The sequence below is a fragment of the Tolypothrix sp. FACHB-123 genome, from assembly GCF_014697075.1.
Lineage (GTDB): Bacteria > Cyanobacteriota > Cyanobacteriia > Cyanobacteriales > Nostocaceae > Aulosira.
The window spans coordinates 1-17,066 of the sequence record NZ_JACJRE010000102.1 but is presented as its reverse complement, the minus strand read 5'-3'; the positions used below and the strand labels follow the sequence as shown (position 1 = coordinate 17,066).

17 protein-coding genes are annotated in these 17,066 nt (G+C 39.8%); 12 read left to right on the top strand and 5 right to left on the bottom strand.

Features of this window, described 5'->3' with window-relative positions; genetic code table 11:
• Nucleotides 1–93: 93 nt before the first annotated feature.
• The 9 genes from H6G41_RS32785 to H6G41_RS32745 all read left to right on the top strand — a co-directional run bounded on the left by H6G41_RS32785 (nt 94) and on the right by H6G41_RS32745 (nt 9,847).
• Nucleotides 94–282 carry a hypothetical protein gene (locus H6G41_RS32785; RefSeq protein WP_206756966.1) on the top strand — a complete coding sequence of 63 codons (189 nt, stop codon included), beginning with the start codon at nt 94–96 and terminating at the stop codon, nt 280–282.
• Between the two features lie 66 nt (nt 283–348).
• Nucleotides 349–924 (top strand): hypothetical protein, encoded by a 576-nt coding sequence (locus H6G41_RS32780; RefSeq protein WP_190752411.1) that lies wholly within the window; start codon nt 349–351, stop codon nt 922–924.
• The gene (locus H6G41_RS32775) at nt 921–2,423 is read left to right on the top strand and encodes a hypothetical protein (RefSeq protein WP_190752409.1); all 1,503 of its coding nucleotides are present in this window, start codon (nt 921–923) and stop codon (nt 2,421–2,423) included. Before H6G41_RS32780 ends, H6G41_RS32775 begins: the two co-directional genes overlap by 4 nt.
• Nucleotides 2,424–3,211: 788 nt before the next feature.
• The gene (locus H6G41_RS32770; RefSeq protein ID WP_190752407.1) at nt 3,212–3,742 is read left to right on the top strand and encodes a spore coat U domain-containing protein; all 531 of its coding nucleotides are present in this window, start codon (nt 3,212–3,214) and stop codon (nt 3,740–3,742) included.
• A gap of 171 nt (nt 3,743–3,913) precedes the next feature.
• Nucleotides 3,914–4,693 carry a molecular chaperone gene (locus H6G41_RS32765; RefSeq protein ID WP_190752406.1) on the top strand — a complete coding sequence of 260 codons (780 nt, stop codon included), beginning with the start codon at nt 3,914–3,916 and terminating at the stop codon, nt 4,691–4,693.
• A 99-nt stretch (nt 4,694–4,792) separates the two neighbouring features.
• Entirely contained in the window at nt 4,793–7,060 is a 2,268-nt protein-coding gene (locus H6G41_RS32760; protein ID WP_242038134.1) for a fimbria/pilus outer membrane usher protein, read from the top strand.
• A 10-nt stretch (nt 7,061–7,070) separates the two neighbouring features.
• Nucleotides 7,071–7,523 (top strand): spore coat U domain-containing protein, encoded by a 453-nt coding sequence (locus tag H6G41_RS32755; protein ID WP_190752402.1) that lies wholly within the window; start codon nt 7,071–7,073, stop codon nt 7,521–7,523.
• Nucleotides 7,524–7,976: 453 nt separating this feature from the next.
• On the top strand, nt 7,977–8,600 hold the full coding sequence (locus tag H6G41_RS32750) for a Uma2 family endonuclease (protein WP_190752400.1): 624 nt from the start codon (nt 7,977–7,979) through the stop codon (nt 8,598–8,600).
• Nucleotides 8,601–8,968: 368 nt separating this feature from the next.
• Complete coding sequence (locus H6G41_RS32745) at nt 8,969–9,847, top strand: tyrosine-type recombinase/integrase (protein ID WP_206756965.1); 879 nt, start codon at nt 8,969–8,971, stop codon at nt 9,845–9,847.
• Nucleotides 9,848–9,851: 4 nt separating this feature from the next.
• Here the strand turns inward: H6G41_RS32745 and H6G41_RS32740 are convergent, their stop codons facing one another.
• From H6G41_RS32740 to H6G41_RS32730, 3 genes are read right to left on the bottom strand one after another with little or no spacing between them, the layout of a single operon-like run.
• Nucleotides 9,852–10,298, bottom strand: a complete 447-nt coding sequence (locus tag H6G41_RS32740) for an HNH endonuclease (protein ID WP_190752398.1) — start codon at nt 10,296–10,298, stop codon at nt 9,852–9,854.
• Nucleotides 10,299–10,310: 12 nt separating this feature from the next.
• On the bottom strand, nt 10,311–10,589 hold the full coding sequence (locus H6G41_RS32735; RefSeq protein ID WP_190752396.1) for a hypothetical protein: 279 nt from the start codon (nt 10,587–10,589) through the stop codon (nt 10,311–10,313).
• Nucleotides 10,590–10,593: 4 nt separating this feature from the next.
• Nucleotides 10,594–11,571, bottom strand: coding sequence for a pentapeptide repeat-containing protein (locus tag H6G41_RS32730; RefSeq protein ID WP_190752394.1), 978 nt, complete (start codon nt 11,569–11,571; stop codon nt 10,594–10,596).
• A 171-nt stretch (nt 11,572–11,742) separates the two neighbouring features.
• Between H6G41_RS32730 and H6G41_RS32725 the strand changes: the two genes are divergently transcribed.
• A complete protein-coding gene (locus H6G41_RS32725; RefSeq protein WP_190752392.1) occupies nt 11,743–11,958 on the top strand; it encodes a transcriptional regulator in 216 nt (71 codons plus the stop codon).
• Between the two features lie 162 nt (nt 11,959–12,120).
• On the opposite strand, the gene H6G41_RS32720 is transcribed toward H6G41_RS32725, so the two are convergent.
• Entirely contained in the window at nt 12,121–13,017 is an 897-nt protein-coding gene (locus tag H6G41_RS32720; protein WP_190752390.1) for a tyrosine-type recombinase/integrase, read from the bottom strand.
• 82 nt (nt 13,018–13,099) lie between these two features.
• On the opposite strand from H6G41_RS32720, the gene H6G41_RS32715 reads away from it, so the two are divergent.
• Together H6G41_RS32715 and H6G41_RS32710 are read left to right on the top strand one after the other, a co-directional pair.
• A complete protein-coding gene (locus tag H6G41_RS32715; RefSeq protein ID WP_190752388.1) occupies nt 13,100–13,558 on the top strand; it encodes a zinc ribbon domain-containing protein in 459 nt (152 codons plus the stop codon).
• 24 nt (nt 13,559–13,582) lie between these two features.
• The gene (locus H6G41_RS32710; protein WP_190752386.1) at nt 13,583–16,597 is read left to right on the top strand and encodes a Tn3 family transposase; all 3,015 of its coding nucleotides are present in this window, start codon (nt 13,583–13,585) and stop codon (nt 16,595–16,597) included.
• Nucleotides 16,598–16,778: 181 nt separating this feature from the next.
• On the opposite strand, the gene H6G41_RS32705 is transcribed toward H6G41_RS32710, so the two are convergent.
• Complete coding sequence (locus H6G41_RS32705) at nt 16,779–16,910, bottom strand: PAS domain S-box protein (protein WP_199316451.1); 132 nt, start codon at nt 16,908–16,910, stop codon at nt 16,779–16,781.
• Nucleotides 16,911–17,066: the final 156 nt, after the last annotated feature.

The window sequence follows — 17,066 nt, the reverse complement described above, 5'->3', positions numbered from 1 at the left end:
GAGAACGGATCATGGATGATCAAAATCAATCATGGATTGAAACACATATATTTAATTAAACGTCAACCCTAATTGTGCCAGTTTAAGGTGCGTTTGCCCTGGCAGTTAGCCCGACCTGTAAAGGCACAATTAGACGCTGATAGGGCTTATGAAATGGAGAAAGCCAAACATCTGCTGACTTATGGCGAAAGCGCAGACCTTGATTTAGTGCCTCGTAAGTCATTCACGACTAACAAACTAGTCCAAGCGTTCCGCACTGCTGTTTCTACGATTTTCGATTAATTCAAATAGCAAAATCCCCTACTAAGTTAGCGCTCAGTAGGGGAAATGATCATATCAGTAATAACAATGTTAGATGAACTTGACACCTCACTGCAAGACGGAGACACCGAACAATCACGCTTCTATCAAGACTTTCCTGACACTGCATTTACCCAGGATGAACAAGAAGCTATTAGAAGATTCAAAGCTAAAGAAATTGAAAAGCTTAATCGCAGTCGCGCTGTTCTCAAAGGAATTGAGTCCTGTGGCTGGGGTGTAACTTCCTATTGCTTGGCTAAGTATTTAGTAATAGCTACAGGCTCGTCTGGGTTGCTACCTGCGGTCGCTATTGTGTTGGGAATTAATCAAATAGTTAATCGGGATTTATTAGAGTTCTCCGTAAACAAATCTCCAGAAGGATGGGTTTTTACGGACATGGACAAGGCTATCAAATTTATATTTCAAACTATATTTGGATGCTTTATTCTGTGGACTGCTGTAGGCGATTTCTACGGCACATTGCAGCGTTCACATCAGACTTACGAGAATATCAAAGCAACTGTAAAAGACTTTAACCGTCTGCCAGCAGATGACAAAACTATTGTTTTTGTAGTCGGTGCATTAGTAGCTGGCGGCGTTGTTTACGCAATTAGCAAAAAATGAAAGCGCAATCATTGTTAAAAACGGGCGCTTTCATTGGTGTATTTTTAGGACTAGCAAGTGCCTACTACTATGGACAAACACCACGCCCTTATCAATTTACTGAAGTGCGATTTTGTCCGCTAACAGCTAACAATCGCCCAATGAAGCATTATGATAATCCCGCAGAATCACAATCAGCACTCGATAATAAATACTGTCGTTTTAAGTACAGATTACTAACAGAAGTATGGAACTCACGACAGTTTAATGAGCTAGTCTCACTTCCCGAAGATGCTTTTATTGTTAAAGATTTAGCGCCATCGGCTAACACTAGCTTATGGCTTTTAACTGCACCTGCTCTAGTCTGGATGGGTTATTACTGCTGGGCTGCAAAAGATGAGATTGACAATTCGGAAAGCTTTCAACGCCTAGAAGATTTCAAGACAACTATTAAACGCCAAGGCTTAGTTACTAGGACTGAGCGCGATTTGCAGTCACATGAATCAGAGCGTATTAAGGACAAGCATAAAAAGGATATAGACAGACGCGCTGACAATGAATTAGTTGAAGAAAGTTATATCTCACTTGATGAGTTACGGACACAATACCAACGACAAGCAGAGCTTGAAGATTTGCAATTTAATAATACTAAAAAACAGTTTACAGTTGCTGACTCAGTAGCTGATAAAACCGTTGCTCTTAATCTCCGAGATAAAGCTAAAGCTGAACAGGAACGCAGCAACATTGAAGGCAAAACTAAGGATGTGAGTGCAGACAGTAACAGCAATCAATCTGTTGACCAGCAACGAGCAAATGAACTCATACAAGCCCTCAAAGCTCATGAGGACGGCTGGTTATGGAAGATTATCGACAACCTAACCCCCCTGTGGTTAATCGGTCGTCAGGGGTCAGGTAAAACTTACACGAGTGCGGCTATAGCTCTTGTAAGAAAGCATTGTTTAGGAATTCCCATCTACTACTTAATTGACCGTCACGCGACTGGGGATAATTCAAAAGCATGGCGATATCTCGAGACTCAAAACATTGCCGAGTCAGAGCCAGATATCAGCACTGCACTTGATACTCTCTGTGAGCATTGGCTATTAAGAATTAAAGGTAAAAATGATTTAGAGCAATCTGTCCAGATAACGCCTGAACAAGTACTGATTGATGAGTACACCAACCTGAAATCGTTGATTGGTGAACCCGCAGAAAAGTTTTATAAACTGCATTTGACAGACACTAGGAAAGCAAAAGTTTATGTTACTGGCATTACTCACAATGACACGAATTCCAGCTATCCAGAAAAGACACAAGCAATGAGAGAGGCGGGTACAATTCTCATTCAAAAATTCTCAGCTAACGGTAAAACACCGCTGCCAAGAGCCAAGATTGTTCGTGGCTTGCTTGATGACAATGGTGAGGAATTAAAAGATGCAGATCGCACACTGCCAAACTGGTTTAACCCAGAGGATATTTACAACTATTTCAACGGTAAGCTGATTTGTTTTGATGCTTAATTGCTGATATGTAAGGGCAACTTTAAAGTTAATAAGGAGAAAATTTATGTTAAGTAACTTAAGGGTTATATTTTAGTAAATTATCACAGTTTGTACCTGATAATTCAATAATTTAGTGGAACCGGACTCTATTTATTACCAAATATTTAAACGCTGTTTATATGGGAGAATGTCACTTGAGAAAGTGGTTAAGGCAAGACGGTTTATAGACCAAATATTCACCATACGGTGCGCTACACGCAAATGTCTCCACAAAGGTTTGAATCTTTTTGGACGGACTGAATATGGTTATAACTCTCTCTGTGTAACTGCTTCACGCGATATGGCAGAATTTTTTATGCATCGTTGCAATACCCCTAGTTCACTAAACTGCAAATTTCCACTATGACTGTGAAATCAGAATTAGTGGAGTTTTAGAGATTGTTCGGTGATGTTTGACTCAAAATAATGTGCTTTTTGTTACTCATAAAATCGCATAAGAACGTGTTAATACGCAATAAAGGTTAAATTAAAAACCAGAAAAATTACTGTTATTTTTTTTAGCCTATATTTCGTAACATAAGTTACAAGCAAAAAAAACAAAATTTTGCTAAAACAAGAGAAATCCAGCTTTTGCAACGCATTGAAGAAATTCAAAATGATTAATTTGTACTAAATATTCAGCATTACTTTGTAGATGATTAGAATAATTTATTACATTTGCTTTCAATGCCAAGGTAGAAACTCAGTTTGTCATCCAGACTCTCACTAACAAAAATTACACTTCAACAAATTCAGAGGCATTTACTATGGTACGTCGTTTTACTCTAGCGTCTGCACTACTCGTTACTGGTTCAGTTTTTGCGTCTGTTGCTATTCCCATGACTGCAATGGCTGGTACAGCAAGTTCTAACTTGAATGTTTCAGCTTCAGTTACAGCTAACTGTACTATTTCTACTTCTGCTCTCGCCTTTGGCGCTTATGACCCAGTAAATGCTCATGCCAGCAGTGCTTTAGACGGTACTGGCAGCGTCGAAACAACTTGTACTAATGGTGCTTCCGCTAGCATTACCTTGGGTCAAGGTAGCAATGCTGACGCAGGCTCTACTGATGCCGCGCCTTTACGTCGTCTGAGTGATGGTGGTGGAAACAACTTGTCCTATAGTTTGTATCAAGATTCTAACAGGACAACTGTTTGGGGAAATACCGCAGGAACAGGTGTTTCGAGTACTGGTACAGGTGCAGCTCTAAATACCATTATTTACGGTTCTATCCCTGCTGGACAAAATGCTTCCGCAGGTGCTTACACTGATACAGTTACGGCTACTGTCACTTTTTAGCCAGAAGTTTTTTAGTGCTTGTAAGAGCAGTATTGGTTTACTGTTTCTTAACTTTAGCACTAAGTCTTCTCATTTATGAGAATCAATTGTTTATGTTGGGTGGAATAATCCGCCCACATTTTCAATTTAGAAATTAATTAGTAAAAATCGAATTATCTCAAAACTAAATTTATGTATTTTTATCATCATAAAAGAGCTAGTTTAGTAGTTTTGGCTTTACTAGCTGGACTAGGAATAATTCCAGGGAAACAAGCTTGGGGTAGCAATTTTCAAGTAAGTCCTGTCAAAGTTTCTTTATCTAGTCAAGTTTCTAATCAAGTTCTCACTATACGTAATACCAGTGATGAGACTTTACGCTTTCAAATAAAAACTTATGCTTGGAGTCAAGATACTCAAGGTGAAATGCAACTCACTGCAACAGAAGACATAGTTGTGTTTCCGGGCTTACTTTCCTTAAATCCTGGGGAAGAACGCCGTATAAGAGTGGGAACTCTAACGCCTGTAAGTACAGTTGAAAAAGCTTACCGTATTTTTGTAGAAGAGCTTCCACCACTAAAAACACCTAATCTAAATAACCCAGGAATTAAAATTTTAACAAAAATGGGACTTCCTATTTTTTTACAACCAAATCAACAAGTTATAGATGGCAGAATCGATAATGTAAATATTAATTACAGTCGCTTATCTTTTAATGTAAAGAATATAGGCAACACTCATTTGATTGCTCAAACAATTAGAGTTAAAGGCACAGATATAACAGGTAAGACTGTATTTAATAAGGAACGAAATGGTTGGTATATTCTCCCTAGTATATCCCAACCTTACGAACTCCATATTCCTCAAGTGGATTGTAGCAAAACTCAAACCTTATTAATAGAGGTAAAAACTGAACAAAAAGTTTTAACAGAAAAGCTTGACATACCTCAAGGGGCTTGTAAAAACCCTAAATAATTATCTATTTCAGTTTTTTCAACAATGGGTTCAATATTTTTCAAAGGACGACATTTATTAAATTTGTTGTTCTGGGTATTTTTTTTAATATCTAGTTTGATGATCTGTCCTGTATGGGCAGTACAAGAGCAAAAGGCAATACTAGAACTAACGCTCAATGATGTTTCTCAAGGGGAAGTTTTTGTTATTTTACGTGACAAAGATGTTCTAATTCGTCGTTTGGATCTGGAAAAAGCAGGATTACAAAATTTTGCTGGTGTTCAAGAAACGATTAATAATGAAATTTATGTTTCTCTCGGCTCTCTAAATTCTAGTATTACCTACAAATTTGACGAAAAATCTTTAAGTTTGAGGATAACAGCCGAACCTCAATTACTAGGAACTACTTCACTTAACCTAGGAAATACTTTACCAAAAAATATAGTTTACAGTCAAGATACCAGTGCTTTTCTCAACTATGCTTTCAATATACCTTTGGATGAAGCAAAGTTAAATAGTTATACATTTTTTGGAGAGTCTGGACTCAGCCTCAATGGTAATTTATTATATAGTAGTTTCTCTCGAAAAGTAGACGGTAATATTGTCAGAGGATTAACCAATTTTACTATCAATAATCCTAAAAATTTGACTCGATGGGTAGTTGGTGACTCTTTTGTTAATTCTGGTAATTTAGGAGGATCACTATTTTTAGGAGGTGTGAGTGTATCCAAAGAATTCAACCTCAATCCTTATTTTAATCGTCAACCAACATTTGGATTATCTGGTGCTGTTATTACTCCTTCTACAGTAGAAGTATTAGTAAATGGACAAAGGGTTAGCCAAAGAGATTTACCTCCAGGGAAGTTTGAATTAAATAATCTGGTGCTACCTGTAGGTAATGGCTCAACCAAAGTAGTAATTCGTGATGCTTTTGGTAAAGAACAAGTAATTAATTCACCATTTTATTTTTCTACAGGACTACTCAAACCAGGACTATCTGACTATAGTTTTAATCTAGGTTTTCGCAGAGATAATTTGGATTCTGATAGCTTTAATTACGGTTCCTCTGTTTTTTTGGGTCGATATACTCAAGGTATAACTGATTCTCTAACAATTGGTGGACGTTTGGAAGCGTCTTCTGATTTAATCAGTGGTGGTACTACTTTAACAACTGCATTACCTTTTGGTGCTGTTGAATTATCTTTAGCTGCTAGTAATGAATCAGGAAATACGGGTACAGCAGCATCATTAGCCTATAGCTATTCTAGTAGAAGTGTAGGATTTGGAGGTTCTGTACGTCTATTCAGCGATCAATATGCAAATTTGAGTCTCAAAGCGGCAGATGATAGACCAAACTTAGAGTACAATGCTTTTGTTTCTTCCAATTTGGCACGGGGTCTGAGTGTAGGTTTACAATATGCTGCTGCTGATTTACGCGATAGAGGACACAGAGATCGCCTTTCTCTCTACAGCACAATTCAATTGAGCGCTCGCACCAATTTATCTATTAATGTTAGTCATAGTTCTCAAGATTTAGAATCTACCAACAACGAAATATTTATTGGATTTAATTATTATCTCGGTGATACTAGTACTGGTTTAAGCGAACAAATTAACGACAAACAGGCTACCACTACCCTATCTGTGCAAAAATCTACTCCTGTTGCGGAGGGTTTTGGTTACCGTCTTCAGTTAACCCCAAGTGAAGCAGAAGTTCCTGGTAATGCGCGTTTTACCTATCGAGCGCCTTTCGGTATATATGAATTAAACTATGATCGCAATAACAAGGGAGGAGAAGCAACTACACTGAACGCATCTGGGAGTATTGTAGCCATTGGCAACAATATTTTCTTTACCCGGCCTGTAACACAGAGTTTTGCCCTCTTGCAAGTTCCTGGAGTGGAAGGAGTACGTGGTTATGTTAGTAACCAAGAAATGGGAAGGACTGACCGGAACGGAAATTTGTTAATACCAGACTTACTTCCATACTATGGCAATAATATCAAAATGCAAGATGAAGATATTCCTCTTAATTATAAGATTGGTGCTAACGATCAAGTCATTGCTCCTCCTTTAAGAGGAGGGGCTATAGTGCGCTTTTATGTTCAACGTCTTCAGAGTTTTATTGGGACTATTGCTATAGAATCATCAGGAAAAACAGAAATTCCAGCTTATGGTCAATTAACTGTGAATACCACTAGTAAACCAATAATTTCTCCTATTGGTAGTGAAGGTAATTTTTATTTAGAAGATAATATTTCGCCTGGAAGCTACACAGCTCAGGTGGAATATGCTCAAGGTACTTGTAATTTTCAAGTAAATATTCCTCAGTCTGAACAATTAATAGTGAATTTAGGGCAGTTAAAATGCTTATTACTAAAAAAATAAGAGGCAATTAATGAAGGGGCAAAAATTATTATTAATATCAGGAACAATAATAACTAGCAATTTATTGATTAGTCCAGCTTTATGTCAATGTTCTTTTAGTTCTACTAGCGTCATTTTTGGTTCTTATGATGTTTTTAGCAATACCTCCACTACTTCTACTGGTACCATAACTTATGATTGTTCTTTAGCCAGTCCCACACCTACTTTAATAACTATTGACCTCAGCACAGGTAATTCTGCTGCTTATAATGCACGTGAATTAAGAAGTATTAATGATGCAATTAATTATAATTTATATTTAGATGCGGGTGGACAATTTATTTGGGGAAATGGAACTAATAGTCAACACTATACAAGTTCTAACCTCTCTGGCACTGTCACGATTTATGGCATTATTCCTGCTAGACAAAATGTCAAAGTTGGAAATTATACAGATTCAATCACTGCTACATTAAATTTTTAATTTGTTTACATATAAAAACCTGAATTCGGGATAAGAAAAGGGACAGGTAGTAAGGTGAAAATAGCCGAAATAAAACTGATATAATGTTTAGTACATCCTGCTGCTCACCAGTCATTTCAGCCTGGATACTTGAGATACGTCCTTGCATTTCTGATTTTTATGCCACCCTAAAAAAAATATCCTCCTCTATTTCCAACCCTTTTTTGCGGTGACTTGTACTAAGTTTAGAGGAAACGAAGGTTTATCGGGAAGCGAAAGCTGAGGGTCAAGAAAAAATATTGAAAGCGGATGTGCCACTGTTACTAAAAACAGGGATGAGTGTAGAACAGATTGCTCAACAACTCAATATTGATGTAGAAGCTGTTCGGCTTGCTGCACAGGAGAGCGCGTAACAGAGGGTCATCAAAAACAGTCAACAATTTTGGTGTAGCTGGAGTTTTAAAGCAGGCGAATATGCACACTGTAATTACACCTGAAAGAATCGAGTTGCCACCAGGCACAGTTGTTAGGATGTTGGGATCTTGGCAAGACTATCAAGTACTGAGTCAGCAACTTGGAGATCGCGCCTTCCCTCGGCTCAAGTATCGACCTGGAAAGATTTGGCTAATGGCACCGCTACCAGAGCATGGAAGAGATGCGAGCTTGCTGGCAGATATTGCAAAGGTGTTGCTGGATCATTTAGAGCAAAGATACGATTCATTTACGCCCATTACCATGAGTTTGCCAGAAGTCAGCGGCATTGAGCCTGACTTTTGCTTTTACATTGAAAATTGGAGATCCGTAGTAGGTAAAAGCTGTATCGACTGGCAGAGTGACCCTCCACCAGATTTAGTGATTGAGGCAGATGTTACTAGTTATACCGATATTAATGACTATCTCCCTTATAAAGTGCCAGAGGTTTGGCTATTAAAGAATAAGCAGCTATTAGTTTATAGATTGCAGGCTGAAAACTACGTAATTACAGAAAGCAGCTATTTTCCTAACGTAAGAGAAATTGTGCAGCAATGCCTTCAAATTGCAAATGAGCAAACAACAAGTGAGGCGATTCGGTGGTTAAGAAATTTGTTGCGTGGGTAAAGAAGCTGTCCGGTTCGCGGATTGGTTTTCGTATAGACATAGTATAGAAGCTAGTGTAGACTGCCGTTTCTGGTTTACTAGGGGTGAAAATCTTGGACTGGGGGTACTGGGCAGCGTTGCTATCACTTTTCGGTCAATTGATATCAATTGCTCCTAAATTTGGTATTACATCCGGCTTTTATAGTGTATCCAGCACACTCAGCCAGCGACTTAAGTAAAACTTATCAATCAACGAGATTATGAGGGTTGTGGGCAGTACGATTGATAAGTCTGAATTAAGTGTGTGGAGTCACTGACGAAAGAATAACCTTTCCAGGGATAATGAAGTGTAATAGTAGGTTTCTACTCATCACACACCCATCCCCTGTATGAGAACGCTGAGAGAGTTGGTAGAAGAGTGGTTGGACGTGCATCACGGTAAAACTAGGGCTTCTTATCAAAATACCATTCACAAGTTTCTAAGTTTTACATCGGTGGAAGCGATGGCTTCGCCCGCCTTCGGCATCGCCGACATTCAGATCCGCCATGTCCGGGAATGGTTAGATTCGCTTCAGGAAGCGGACACGACTAAGGTTAAACATCTCAATATCCTTAAGGCGTTTTTTTCCTATGTGACCAGTTTGGAGAAACCGCCGATTTCTCGCAGCCCGATTCCCAAGCAGTTCAAGTTGCCCAAGCCGAAAGATACTTTGGTGGAGCGTATTCTGACACCGGAGGATGTAGATGCGATGATTGCGGCGACGACTGACAAGCGCAATCGGTTAATTTTAAAGACTTTGTATTTAACTGGGATTCGGGTGTCTGAGTTGTGCGGGTTGAGGTGGAAAGATGCGATCTCTTCTCGTGGGGGCGGTGGGCAGATTAATGTTTATGGCAAGGGTGGGCGTACTCGTAGAGTCCATGTACCCCAGGAGCTATGGCTCTCCTTAATGTCACTGCGCGGTGAGGCGTTGAAAGATGCGCCAGTGTTTGCCAGTGCTAAGGGTAGACCCTTAGCCCCTTCTCATATTGACCGGGTGGTGAAACGGGCGGCGGCGGCGGCAGAATTAGAGAATGCCATGAATGTTTCAGCGCACTGGTTTAGGCACAGTCATGCTACCCATGCTTTAGATGAAGGTGTTCCAGTGCATTTGGTGCAGGCTACTTTAGGGCATACAAGCTTGGATACTACGAGTAAATATTTGCACGTTAGCCCTGATAGGAGTTCTGGGGAAGTTTTGGTTAAGCGATGGTCTGAGCCGTTTTAAATTTTCAGCTTTGAATTGGGTCATCAGGTGGTGGATGCCTTCCAATTTCTCTATCAGCAGCACGAATATTAATTATTCTGGCTCGGTTGAATGCTAATTCTGCGACTGTGGCGCGTCCTGTTGCTGTCAAGCCGATAATCAAGAGTGTATCTGTTGACCAAATAAAGTGTTGTTGCCAACTATCAGTGCGAGGATTAAATAAAGGTACTTCTGCTAATGACTGTTCATCAAAGGCTTTAAGTTTATCGGATTTTTGGCGATTGCAATGAAAACAAGCCAAAGCTAAATTATCAATTGAATTAGCACCACCTTTAGTAAGAGGAATTACATGGTCTACAGTGAAGGAAACATATTGCCACTGTTCCGATGCGTGACAGTATTCGCATAGAAATTTGGCTCGTTGTCGTACTTGATTTTGAGTAGCTTCACTAATGTAACGATTCGCAGACAAATCTCTAATTCCCTATAATTCACTCTGGTTTTGAGTTAGCGATGAATTTCTGATCATCCGATTTACCAAACTCAGATAATCGTCTAATTCTTCATATTCATCTAATTCTTTCTCTTCCTCTAAAGTAAGTGCAGATTCTTTTTGCTTAATTAATAATGTTTCAATTCGGCCCTGTACTAAGCTGGAAGCTCGAAATATTGGCACTCCTTCTACTAGCTCGATGCGGACAGCACCATCCAATGGTAAACTGTTGGGCAAGTGTGACAATTTCATAGGTAAATTGGTTGTCATGGCATTAACGAGGAGATAAACCTAACTGTTCACAGAAATTATTACTGTACTCTGCTGTTTCCCAATTTTGGGCAGATTTAACTTGTTCTATAGTTAAACCTTTAGTGTTCCAAAAATTAGCTCCTTCTATATTGGCGTTCTTAAGTTTTGCTCCTTCAAGGTTAGCATTTCCAAACTTTGCTCCTTTCAAATTTGCTCTTTGAAAGTTGGCATTTTTAAGGATTGCTCCGCGAAAACTAGCCTCTGTAAAATCAGATTCCTCAAGATTAGCTTCTTCAAGATTAACGCCCCAAAGAATCGCTTTTGAGAGTTTAACTTGTTGAAGAGAAACATGAGGAGCAATTAAGTGTGATCCTGCTGCTGCTGCGTTGAAACCTATTGGGAACTTGGTGTCTTCATCGTATAAAACTTCTCTGAGGTCGGTACTTTCCAATTTAGCTTTTAGAAGAGAAGTACCATAAAGTCTAGCTCTATAAAGTTTAGCTTTACTGAGATTAGCTTCATCAAGCATTGCACCAGTAAAATCAACCCCAGTGAGATTAGCTCCTACTAAATCTGCTCCAGTTAAGTCAATAAGTTTTAAATCAGCATTTTGAACATCTATATTTCGCAGAGAAACACCATCACTGGCTAATTCTTCCAGAGCAATTTTTCTAGCATAGCTAGTAACTGTACCAGAAGCCGCCGCCGCATCGATTGCTTTCCAATACTCGAAATGTGACCTCTGTCTTTCAGCAAGAATTCTTTCTTCTCGTTTTGGGAGTTCAAGTAAAAAAACCGTTACACCTATCAGCACTCCCAGTTTACTAAGAGCATCAAGAATTTTGATAAAAGCTAAATTTGAAAGCCAGTTAGCAATAGGGGTGGAAAAAAATAAGGTAATTATTAAAAGTATCAAAGCACTAAGCCAAACAGCCAAAAGTAAAAGTCGCTTTAGCCATAATAAAGATTTTAATTTTGGCTTTGAGTGATTGCTTTTCAAGATTATTTAGCCTTTTGCTGTCTAGGTGATTAATATAATAAGATATAGCCAAAAAAGGGGCGTGAGTAGCAACGGAACAGAAAACCGGGATAAGAAAAAAAATCTTGAAAAATCAGCCATTCAGCCATGTATATACATGATATAGTAAGACATCATGTATAACTTAGGACAATGGATCAATATTCAGGCACTAGACAAAAATCTCAAAGACGACCCCGTACACCAGATGGTAAATTTGAAACTGATTATGGAGATTCCCCCAAACGGTTAAGATCAATTCGCTTAACCGATGAAGCATGGGAGAAGCTGTTAGAAATAGCCGATAAAAATCAAGTAACCAGAAGTGAAGTCATAGAAATTTTCGCTCGCGGTGGCGAGTTATATTAAGTGCTATCTCTAGGTTATTTAGAAATAGAGTGTAATTTTTTACTAAATTTGCTGTCAAGCCATATTTTGGCAATCAAGAGTATTGTCTATTCTCTTGATAAGTTTTTAATTATGATAATTATCATGACGCAGTAATATACAAATTAAATGTATACTGATAAGTTATTGCCCTAAAGATGGGATTTTTTCAAAAGCATAAAGTGCTACTTCTTGCGCCCGTTGTGAAGTAACTTTAGAGTAGCGAAGAGTAGTTTGAATTTTTTCATGTCCCATCAAAGCACGAAGTTCCTCAATTCCCATAATTCCTACCCTAAGGGATGCAAAGGTGTGTCTCAGATGGTGAAAACCAACATCCTCTAACTCTGGAATATTTTTAACTGCGTTCTTTAGTGTAGAGTAAGCTGTTGCATAAGAAAGACGAGATACGTACTCTTGATTTGGTTTTTGAGCCGTAAATAAAGCATTTACATTCGGATGACGGTAGTATTTGATGTAATTATTCAAACAAAATTCAGTGTCTTCATTGTAGAAACACCATCTTTGCTTATTACCCTTACCGATAACTTGAAACTTACGAGCAGTAAAATCAATATCTGATAAATCCAAAGCCAGTATCTCTGCTATTCTGGCTCCACTGCTATATAGTAAATGCACCAGAGCAGAAAGTCTAGCATCTTTTTTAATAGCTTGGTCAAGAATACTTAATTGATTTGGTGTCAGATATCGCACAACATTATCGGAATTATGCTCTCCTATATGTGGATTTGGTTTACGCCGTTTGAGATGAGAAATGGGGTTTGATTTGATATAACGGCACTCAACAGCAAAGTTAAATAAGGCTGTAATTACAGCTTGATGGCGATGATGAGTGATATATGATACGTTATTTAAATCATTGAGGTATTCAACCAAAATTTCTCGGTCAAGAATGGATAGTGACCAACTACCGTACAGATGGAGCAAAGGCATTAAAGTTGATTCGTAAGAGCGAATCGTAGAGTCAGCCAGTCCATGACGCTCTAAAAACTGAGTGACTAATGATGCTAAATTAACACTCATTTTTACCTGAGCAACTTAAATTATTGAACTCATGGACAAATATTAACTTAATATTAATAGGTAGCGAACTAGATATATTTTTATGAATGTATCTGTGACCGATGCAGCTCCTCAACCAACAGAGACGTTGGGTGGTTACATTCAACGAATCCGTAACTCTCTATCTTTAACTCAGTTGGAGTTAAGTACAAAAGCGGGAATCCATGTTCAGACTATCCGCAAAATTGAAGCAGGAGGAACATCACGACTCAATCAAAAAGCAAAATCTGGTTTAGCTGCGGCGTTAGGTATTCCTCAAGAATATTTAGATGTTGTTGTCAAAAAAGTAGCACTTGAAGTTATCAATTCGCTCAAATTTTGTCCCAAATGTTGGACACCGGGGACAACTCCTGACCCAATGTGGACTTCTTTACGGTCAAAATATTGCTTTGCCTGCGGTACGCAATTGCGTTCTAGATGTTTGACTTGTCATGAACCAATTGTGTCGCTCAAGTTTAAATTTTGTCCACATTGTGGCAAATCCTATAAGCAAACTGAATAAATTTGTGAAAAAATCCTTCCCTAGATGCCAGTTGAATTTTTAAGTGATGAACAAGAGAAAAGATATGGGTGTTACAACGGTGAACCATCGCCCCAACAACTGGCAAAGTATTTTTATTTGGATGATCTTGATCTACAACTGATTAAAAAACGGCGGGGAAATCATAATCGCTTGGGTTTGGCATTACAGTTATGTACCGTCCGCTTTTTAGGAACTTTTTTAACTGACCCAACGGACGTTCCTGACTTGGTGGTTGATTATCTGGCATCTCAATTGGGTCAGTTGGATGGAAGTTGCTTAGAACAATACCGAAATTCCGAGACCAAATGGGAGCACACAGCGTTAATCAAACAACGCTATGGCTATCGAGAATTTCACTCCCAACCAGAACACTGGAAACTGGTGCGTTGGCTCTACCAACGGTCAACTTTAAGCCCAGAATCGCCCAGTGTTTTGTTTGACCTAACAACAGCGCGATTGGCAGAACAGAAAATACTGTTACCAGGAGTGAGCGTTCTAGCAAGGTTAGTGGCATCAGTACGTGAACGAGCCGCCAACCGTCTTTTTAAGGTTTTGTCTTTGCTCCCCAGTCAACAACAAGTCGGCGCACTTGAAAAACTGTTACTTATACCCGATAAAGCACGTTATTCAACCCTCGACCGTTTACGTCACTCTCCAACTCGCGTGAACGCCAAATCAATGTTAGCGGCGATTAATCGTTTGTCAGAAATACGCTCGTTTGGGATGAGTGATATTGATTTATCGAGAATACCACCCACACGAGTGAAATATTTAGCACGTCTTGGAGCCGCTTCTCGCTCGGCAGCCATTGCCCGGATGCCTGATAATAAGCGAATTGCCACCCTGCTGGCATTTATCCATTTACTAGAATATACGGCAACCGATGATGTAATTGACTTATTTGATTTACTGGTGAAAGGGTTGTTGTCGAAATCTAAACGGGAGGGGGAACAACAACGCCTGCGGACGCTAAAAGATTTAGATGCCGCCGCACTTAAATTAGCGTCGGCGGTCGAAGTGCTGATAGACACAGAATGTGAGGATATCAATGTCAGAATGTCCGCCTTTGCTAAAGTCACTGAGTCACAATTGGCTCTGGCTGTAGCTAAGGTCAAGTCATTGGCTCGCCCAGAAGAAGATGAGTATTATGATTTGCTACTGTCTCGTTGGCGCTCCCTCCGTATCTTTCTGCCCTCACTACTGTTTCAAATTGAGTTTTCTTCTACTGAGAATGCAGCGCATATCTTGGAGGGGCTGTTATTTTTACGTTCTATTGAGGGTCGAAATCGACCCGACATGAGTGCTGCACCACTTTCGGTGATTACCAAAGGTTGGACAAGGTATTGCATTCTTTCCAATGGCACAATTGACCGTAAAGCTTATACCTTCTGTGTCTTACAATCCTTAAGGTCAGCGTTGCGTCGCCGGGATGTGTTTGTGGTAAAAAGTCAGCGTTACTGTGACCCCCGTGCCAAACTCCTAAGTGATGAAGCATGGTCAGCGCAACGGGCGGGTATATGTCGGACTTTAGACTTGCAGCCTACCTTTGATTCATCGCTGTCTATCTTAAAACAAGAATTGGATGAGGCTTACCGGCGGACTGCGGCTAACTTTGAGAATAATACTGCTATACGCATTGAACAAAAAGATGGAAAGGATAATTTAGTATTAACTCCTTTAGATAAACTGCTTGACCCACCCAGTTTGGTAACGCTCAAAAGGCAAGTGGCGGCCATGTTACCTCATGTTGACCTGCCAGAAGTAATGCTGGAAATTAATTCCCGGACGGGGTTTACCAAAGAATTTACCCATTTGAGTCAGGCTAACAGTCGGGTTGATGATTTGCACATTAGTATTTGCGCGGTATTGCTAGCCCAAGCTTGCAATATTGGTTTGGAACCACTGGTACGTCCTGAATTACCTGCATTAACTCGTGGACGATTATCTTGGGTGCAGCAAAATTATCTTCGTCAAGAAACTCTCGTCCGTGCTAATGCGCGATTGGTTGATACCCAAACTCACATTCCCCTAGCACAAATCTGGGGTGGTGGAGAAGTCGCATCGGCAGATGGGTTACGCTTTACTGTTCCTGTGAGGACTATTAATGCTGCACCCAATAGCAAGTATTTTGGTGTGGGCAAGGGTATTACTTATTACAATTTTACTAGCGACCAGTTCACTGGCTTCCACGGGATTGTCATTCCTGGTACTTTGCGTGATTCGCTGTTCCTGTTGTCAGGTTTGTTAGAGCAATTGACTCCTCTCCAGCCAGTCGAGATCATGACCGATACTGCGGGTTATAGCGATGTCGTGTTTGGTTTATTTTGGCTTCTTGGTTATCGGTTCAGCCCAAGACTTGCAGATATTGGTGAGTCCCGGTTTTGGCGCATCGACAATTCTGCTCACTATGGTGCGCTGGATGGATTGACGAAAAACAAGATTAATACTGACCTGATTGCGAATAATTGGGATGATATGTTGCGGGTGGCTGGTTCTCTGAAGTTGGGAGTGGTTAACGCAACTGATTTAATGCGTTCCTTGCAACGGGGTAATCAACCTTCTACTTTGGCCAAAGCTATTGGTGAATTGGGACGGATTAGCAAAACTTTATATCTGCTATCCTACATTGATGATGAGACATACCGCCGTCGTATTTTGACTCAAATCAACCGTGGTGAAAGTCGTCACAGTTTATCCCGAAAGCTTTTTCATGGTCAAAGGGGTGAAATCCACCAAAGATACCGTGAGGGTCAAGAAGACCAATTGGGGGCGTTGGGTTTAGTTGTGAATGTGATTGTGCTGTGGAATACTTACTATATGGATGCCGCAGTCAATAAATTGAGTTCTCTTGGTCAAGCGACAAATCGAGAAGACATTGCCCGACTCTCTCCGTTGGGACGCAAGCATATTAATATGTTGGGGCGTTATTATTTCTTGTTGGCAGAACCCATTTTGAAGGGAGATCTGCGTCCCTTACGTGACCCTGATGCTCGTGAAGAATTTGATGATTTGTTGTAGAGTTTAGAGCTTATCCCAGTTTTCTGTTCTTAAGTTATGTAACAAAACTATCATGTATATACATGGGAAGGCGAGAATAGTGACGCATTTTCAATCCTTTCACCTATGTATATACATGGTGGCGGTTTTTTCTAGTTTTTCAACTCAATTTTCTTATCCCGGTTTTCTGTTCCATTGATACTCACGCCCCTTGCTTTAGTCCAAAAAAGCGGCAGTAGGCTTCATTGACATAAACAATGGTGGTATCTGGTAGAAATCGGCAAATCAGCTCGGTTTGGTCTTCAATAATAGCACGATACCTTGCTTGAACCACCTCAGCCTCCTGCTTAGCTGTTTCAGCAGCTTGACGGAGTTTTTGTTCCTGTATAGGGGAAGAGCTGGCGAAGCTGTCACCAAGTGCAAACTAAACAGTTTAGTTTAGAGAGCAGTCTGGAAATCAAGGGATGAAACTTTGTTAGCACCTAAGTTT

What these genes read in the sequence shown, in the direction of transcription:
- H6G41_RS32770 (WP_190752407.1), top strand. Translation starts at nt 3,212, where the DNA reads ATGGTACGTCGTTTTACTCTAGCGTCTGCACTACTCGTTACTGGTTCA.
- H6G41_RS32710 (WP_190752386.1), top strand. Translation starts at nt 13,583, where the DNA reads ATGCCAGTTGAATTTTTAAGTGATGAACAAGAGAAAAGATATGGGTGT.
- H6G41_RS32725 (WP_190752392.1), top strand. Translation starts at nt 11,743, where the DNA reads ATGGATCAATATTCAGGCACTAGACAAAAATCTCAAAGACGACCCCGT.
- H6G41_RS32780 (WP_190752411.1), top strand. Translation starts at nt 349, where the DNA reads ATGTTAGATGAACTTGACACCTCACTGCAAGACGGAGACACCGAACAA.
- H6G41_RS32735 (WP_190752396.1), bottom strand. Translation starts at nt 10,589, where the DNA reads ATGACAACCAATTTACCTATGAAATTGTCACACTTGCCCAACAGTTTA.
- H6G41_RS32755 (WP_190752402.1), top strand. Translation starts at nt 7,071, where the DNA reads ATGAAGGGGCAAAAATTATTATTAATATCAGGAACAATAATAACTAGC.
- H6G41_RS32745 (WP_206756965.1), top strand. Translation starts at nt 8,969, where the DNA reads ATGAGAACGCTGAGAGAGTTGGTAGAAGAGTGGTTGGACGTGCATCAC.
- H6G41_RS32720 (WP_190752390.1), bottom strand. Translation starts at nt 13,017, where the DNA reads ATGAGTGTTAATTTAGCATCATTAGTCACTCAGTTTTTAGAGCGTCAT.
- H6G41_RS32775 (WP_190752409.1), top strand. Translation starts at nt 921, where the DNA reads ATGAAAGCGCAATCATTGTTAAAAACGGGCGCTTTCATTGGTGTATTT.
- H6G41_RS32765 (WP_190752406.1), top strand. Translation starts at nt 3,914, where the DNA reads ATGTATTTTTATCATCATAAAAGAGCTAGTTTAGTAGTTTTGGCTTTA.
- H6G41_RS32760 (WP_242038134.1), top strand. Translation starts at nt 4,793, where the DNA reads ATGATCTGTCCTGTATGGGCAGTACAAGAGCAAAAGGCAATACTAGAA.
- H6G41_RS32715 (WP_190752388.1), top strand. Translation starts at nt 13,100, where the DNA reads ATGAATGTATCTGTGACCGATGCAGCTCCTCAACCAACAGAGACGTTG.
- H6G41_RS32750 (WP_190752400.1), top strand. Translation starts at nt 7,977, where the DNA reads ATGCACACTGTAATTACACCTGAAAGAATCGAGTTGCCACCAGGCACA.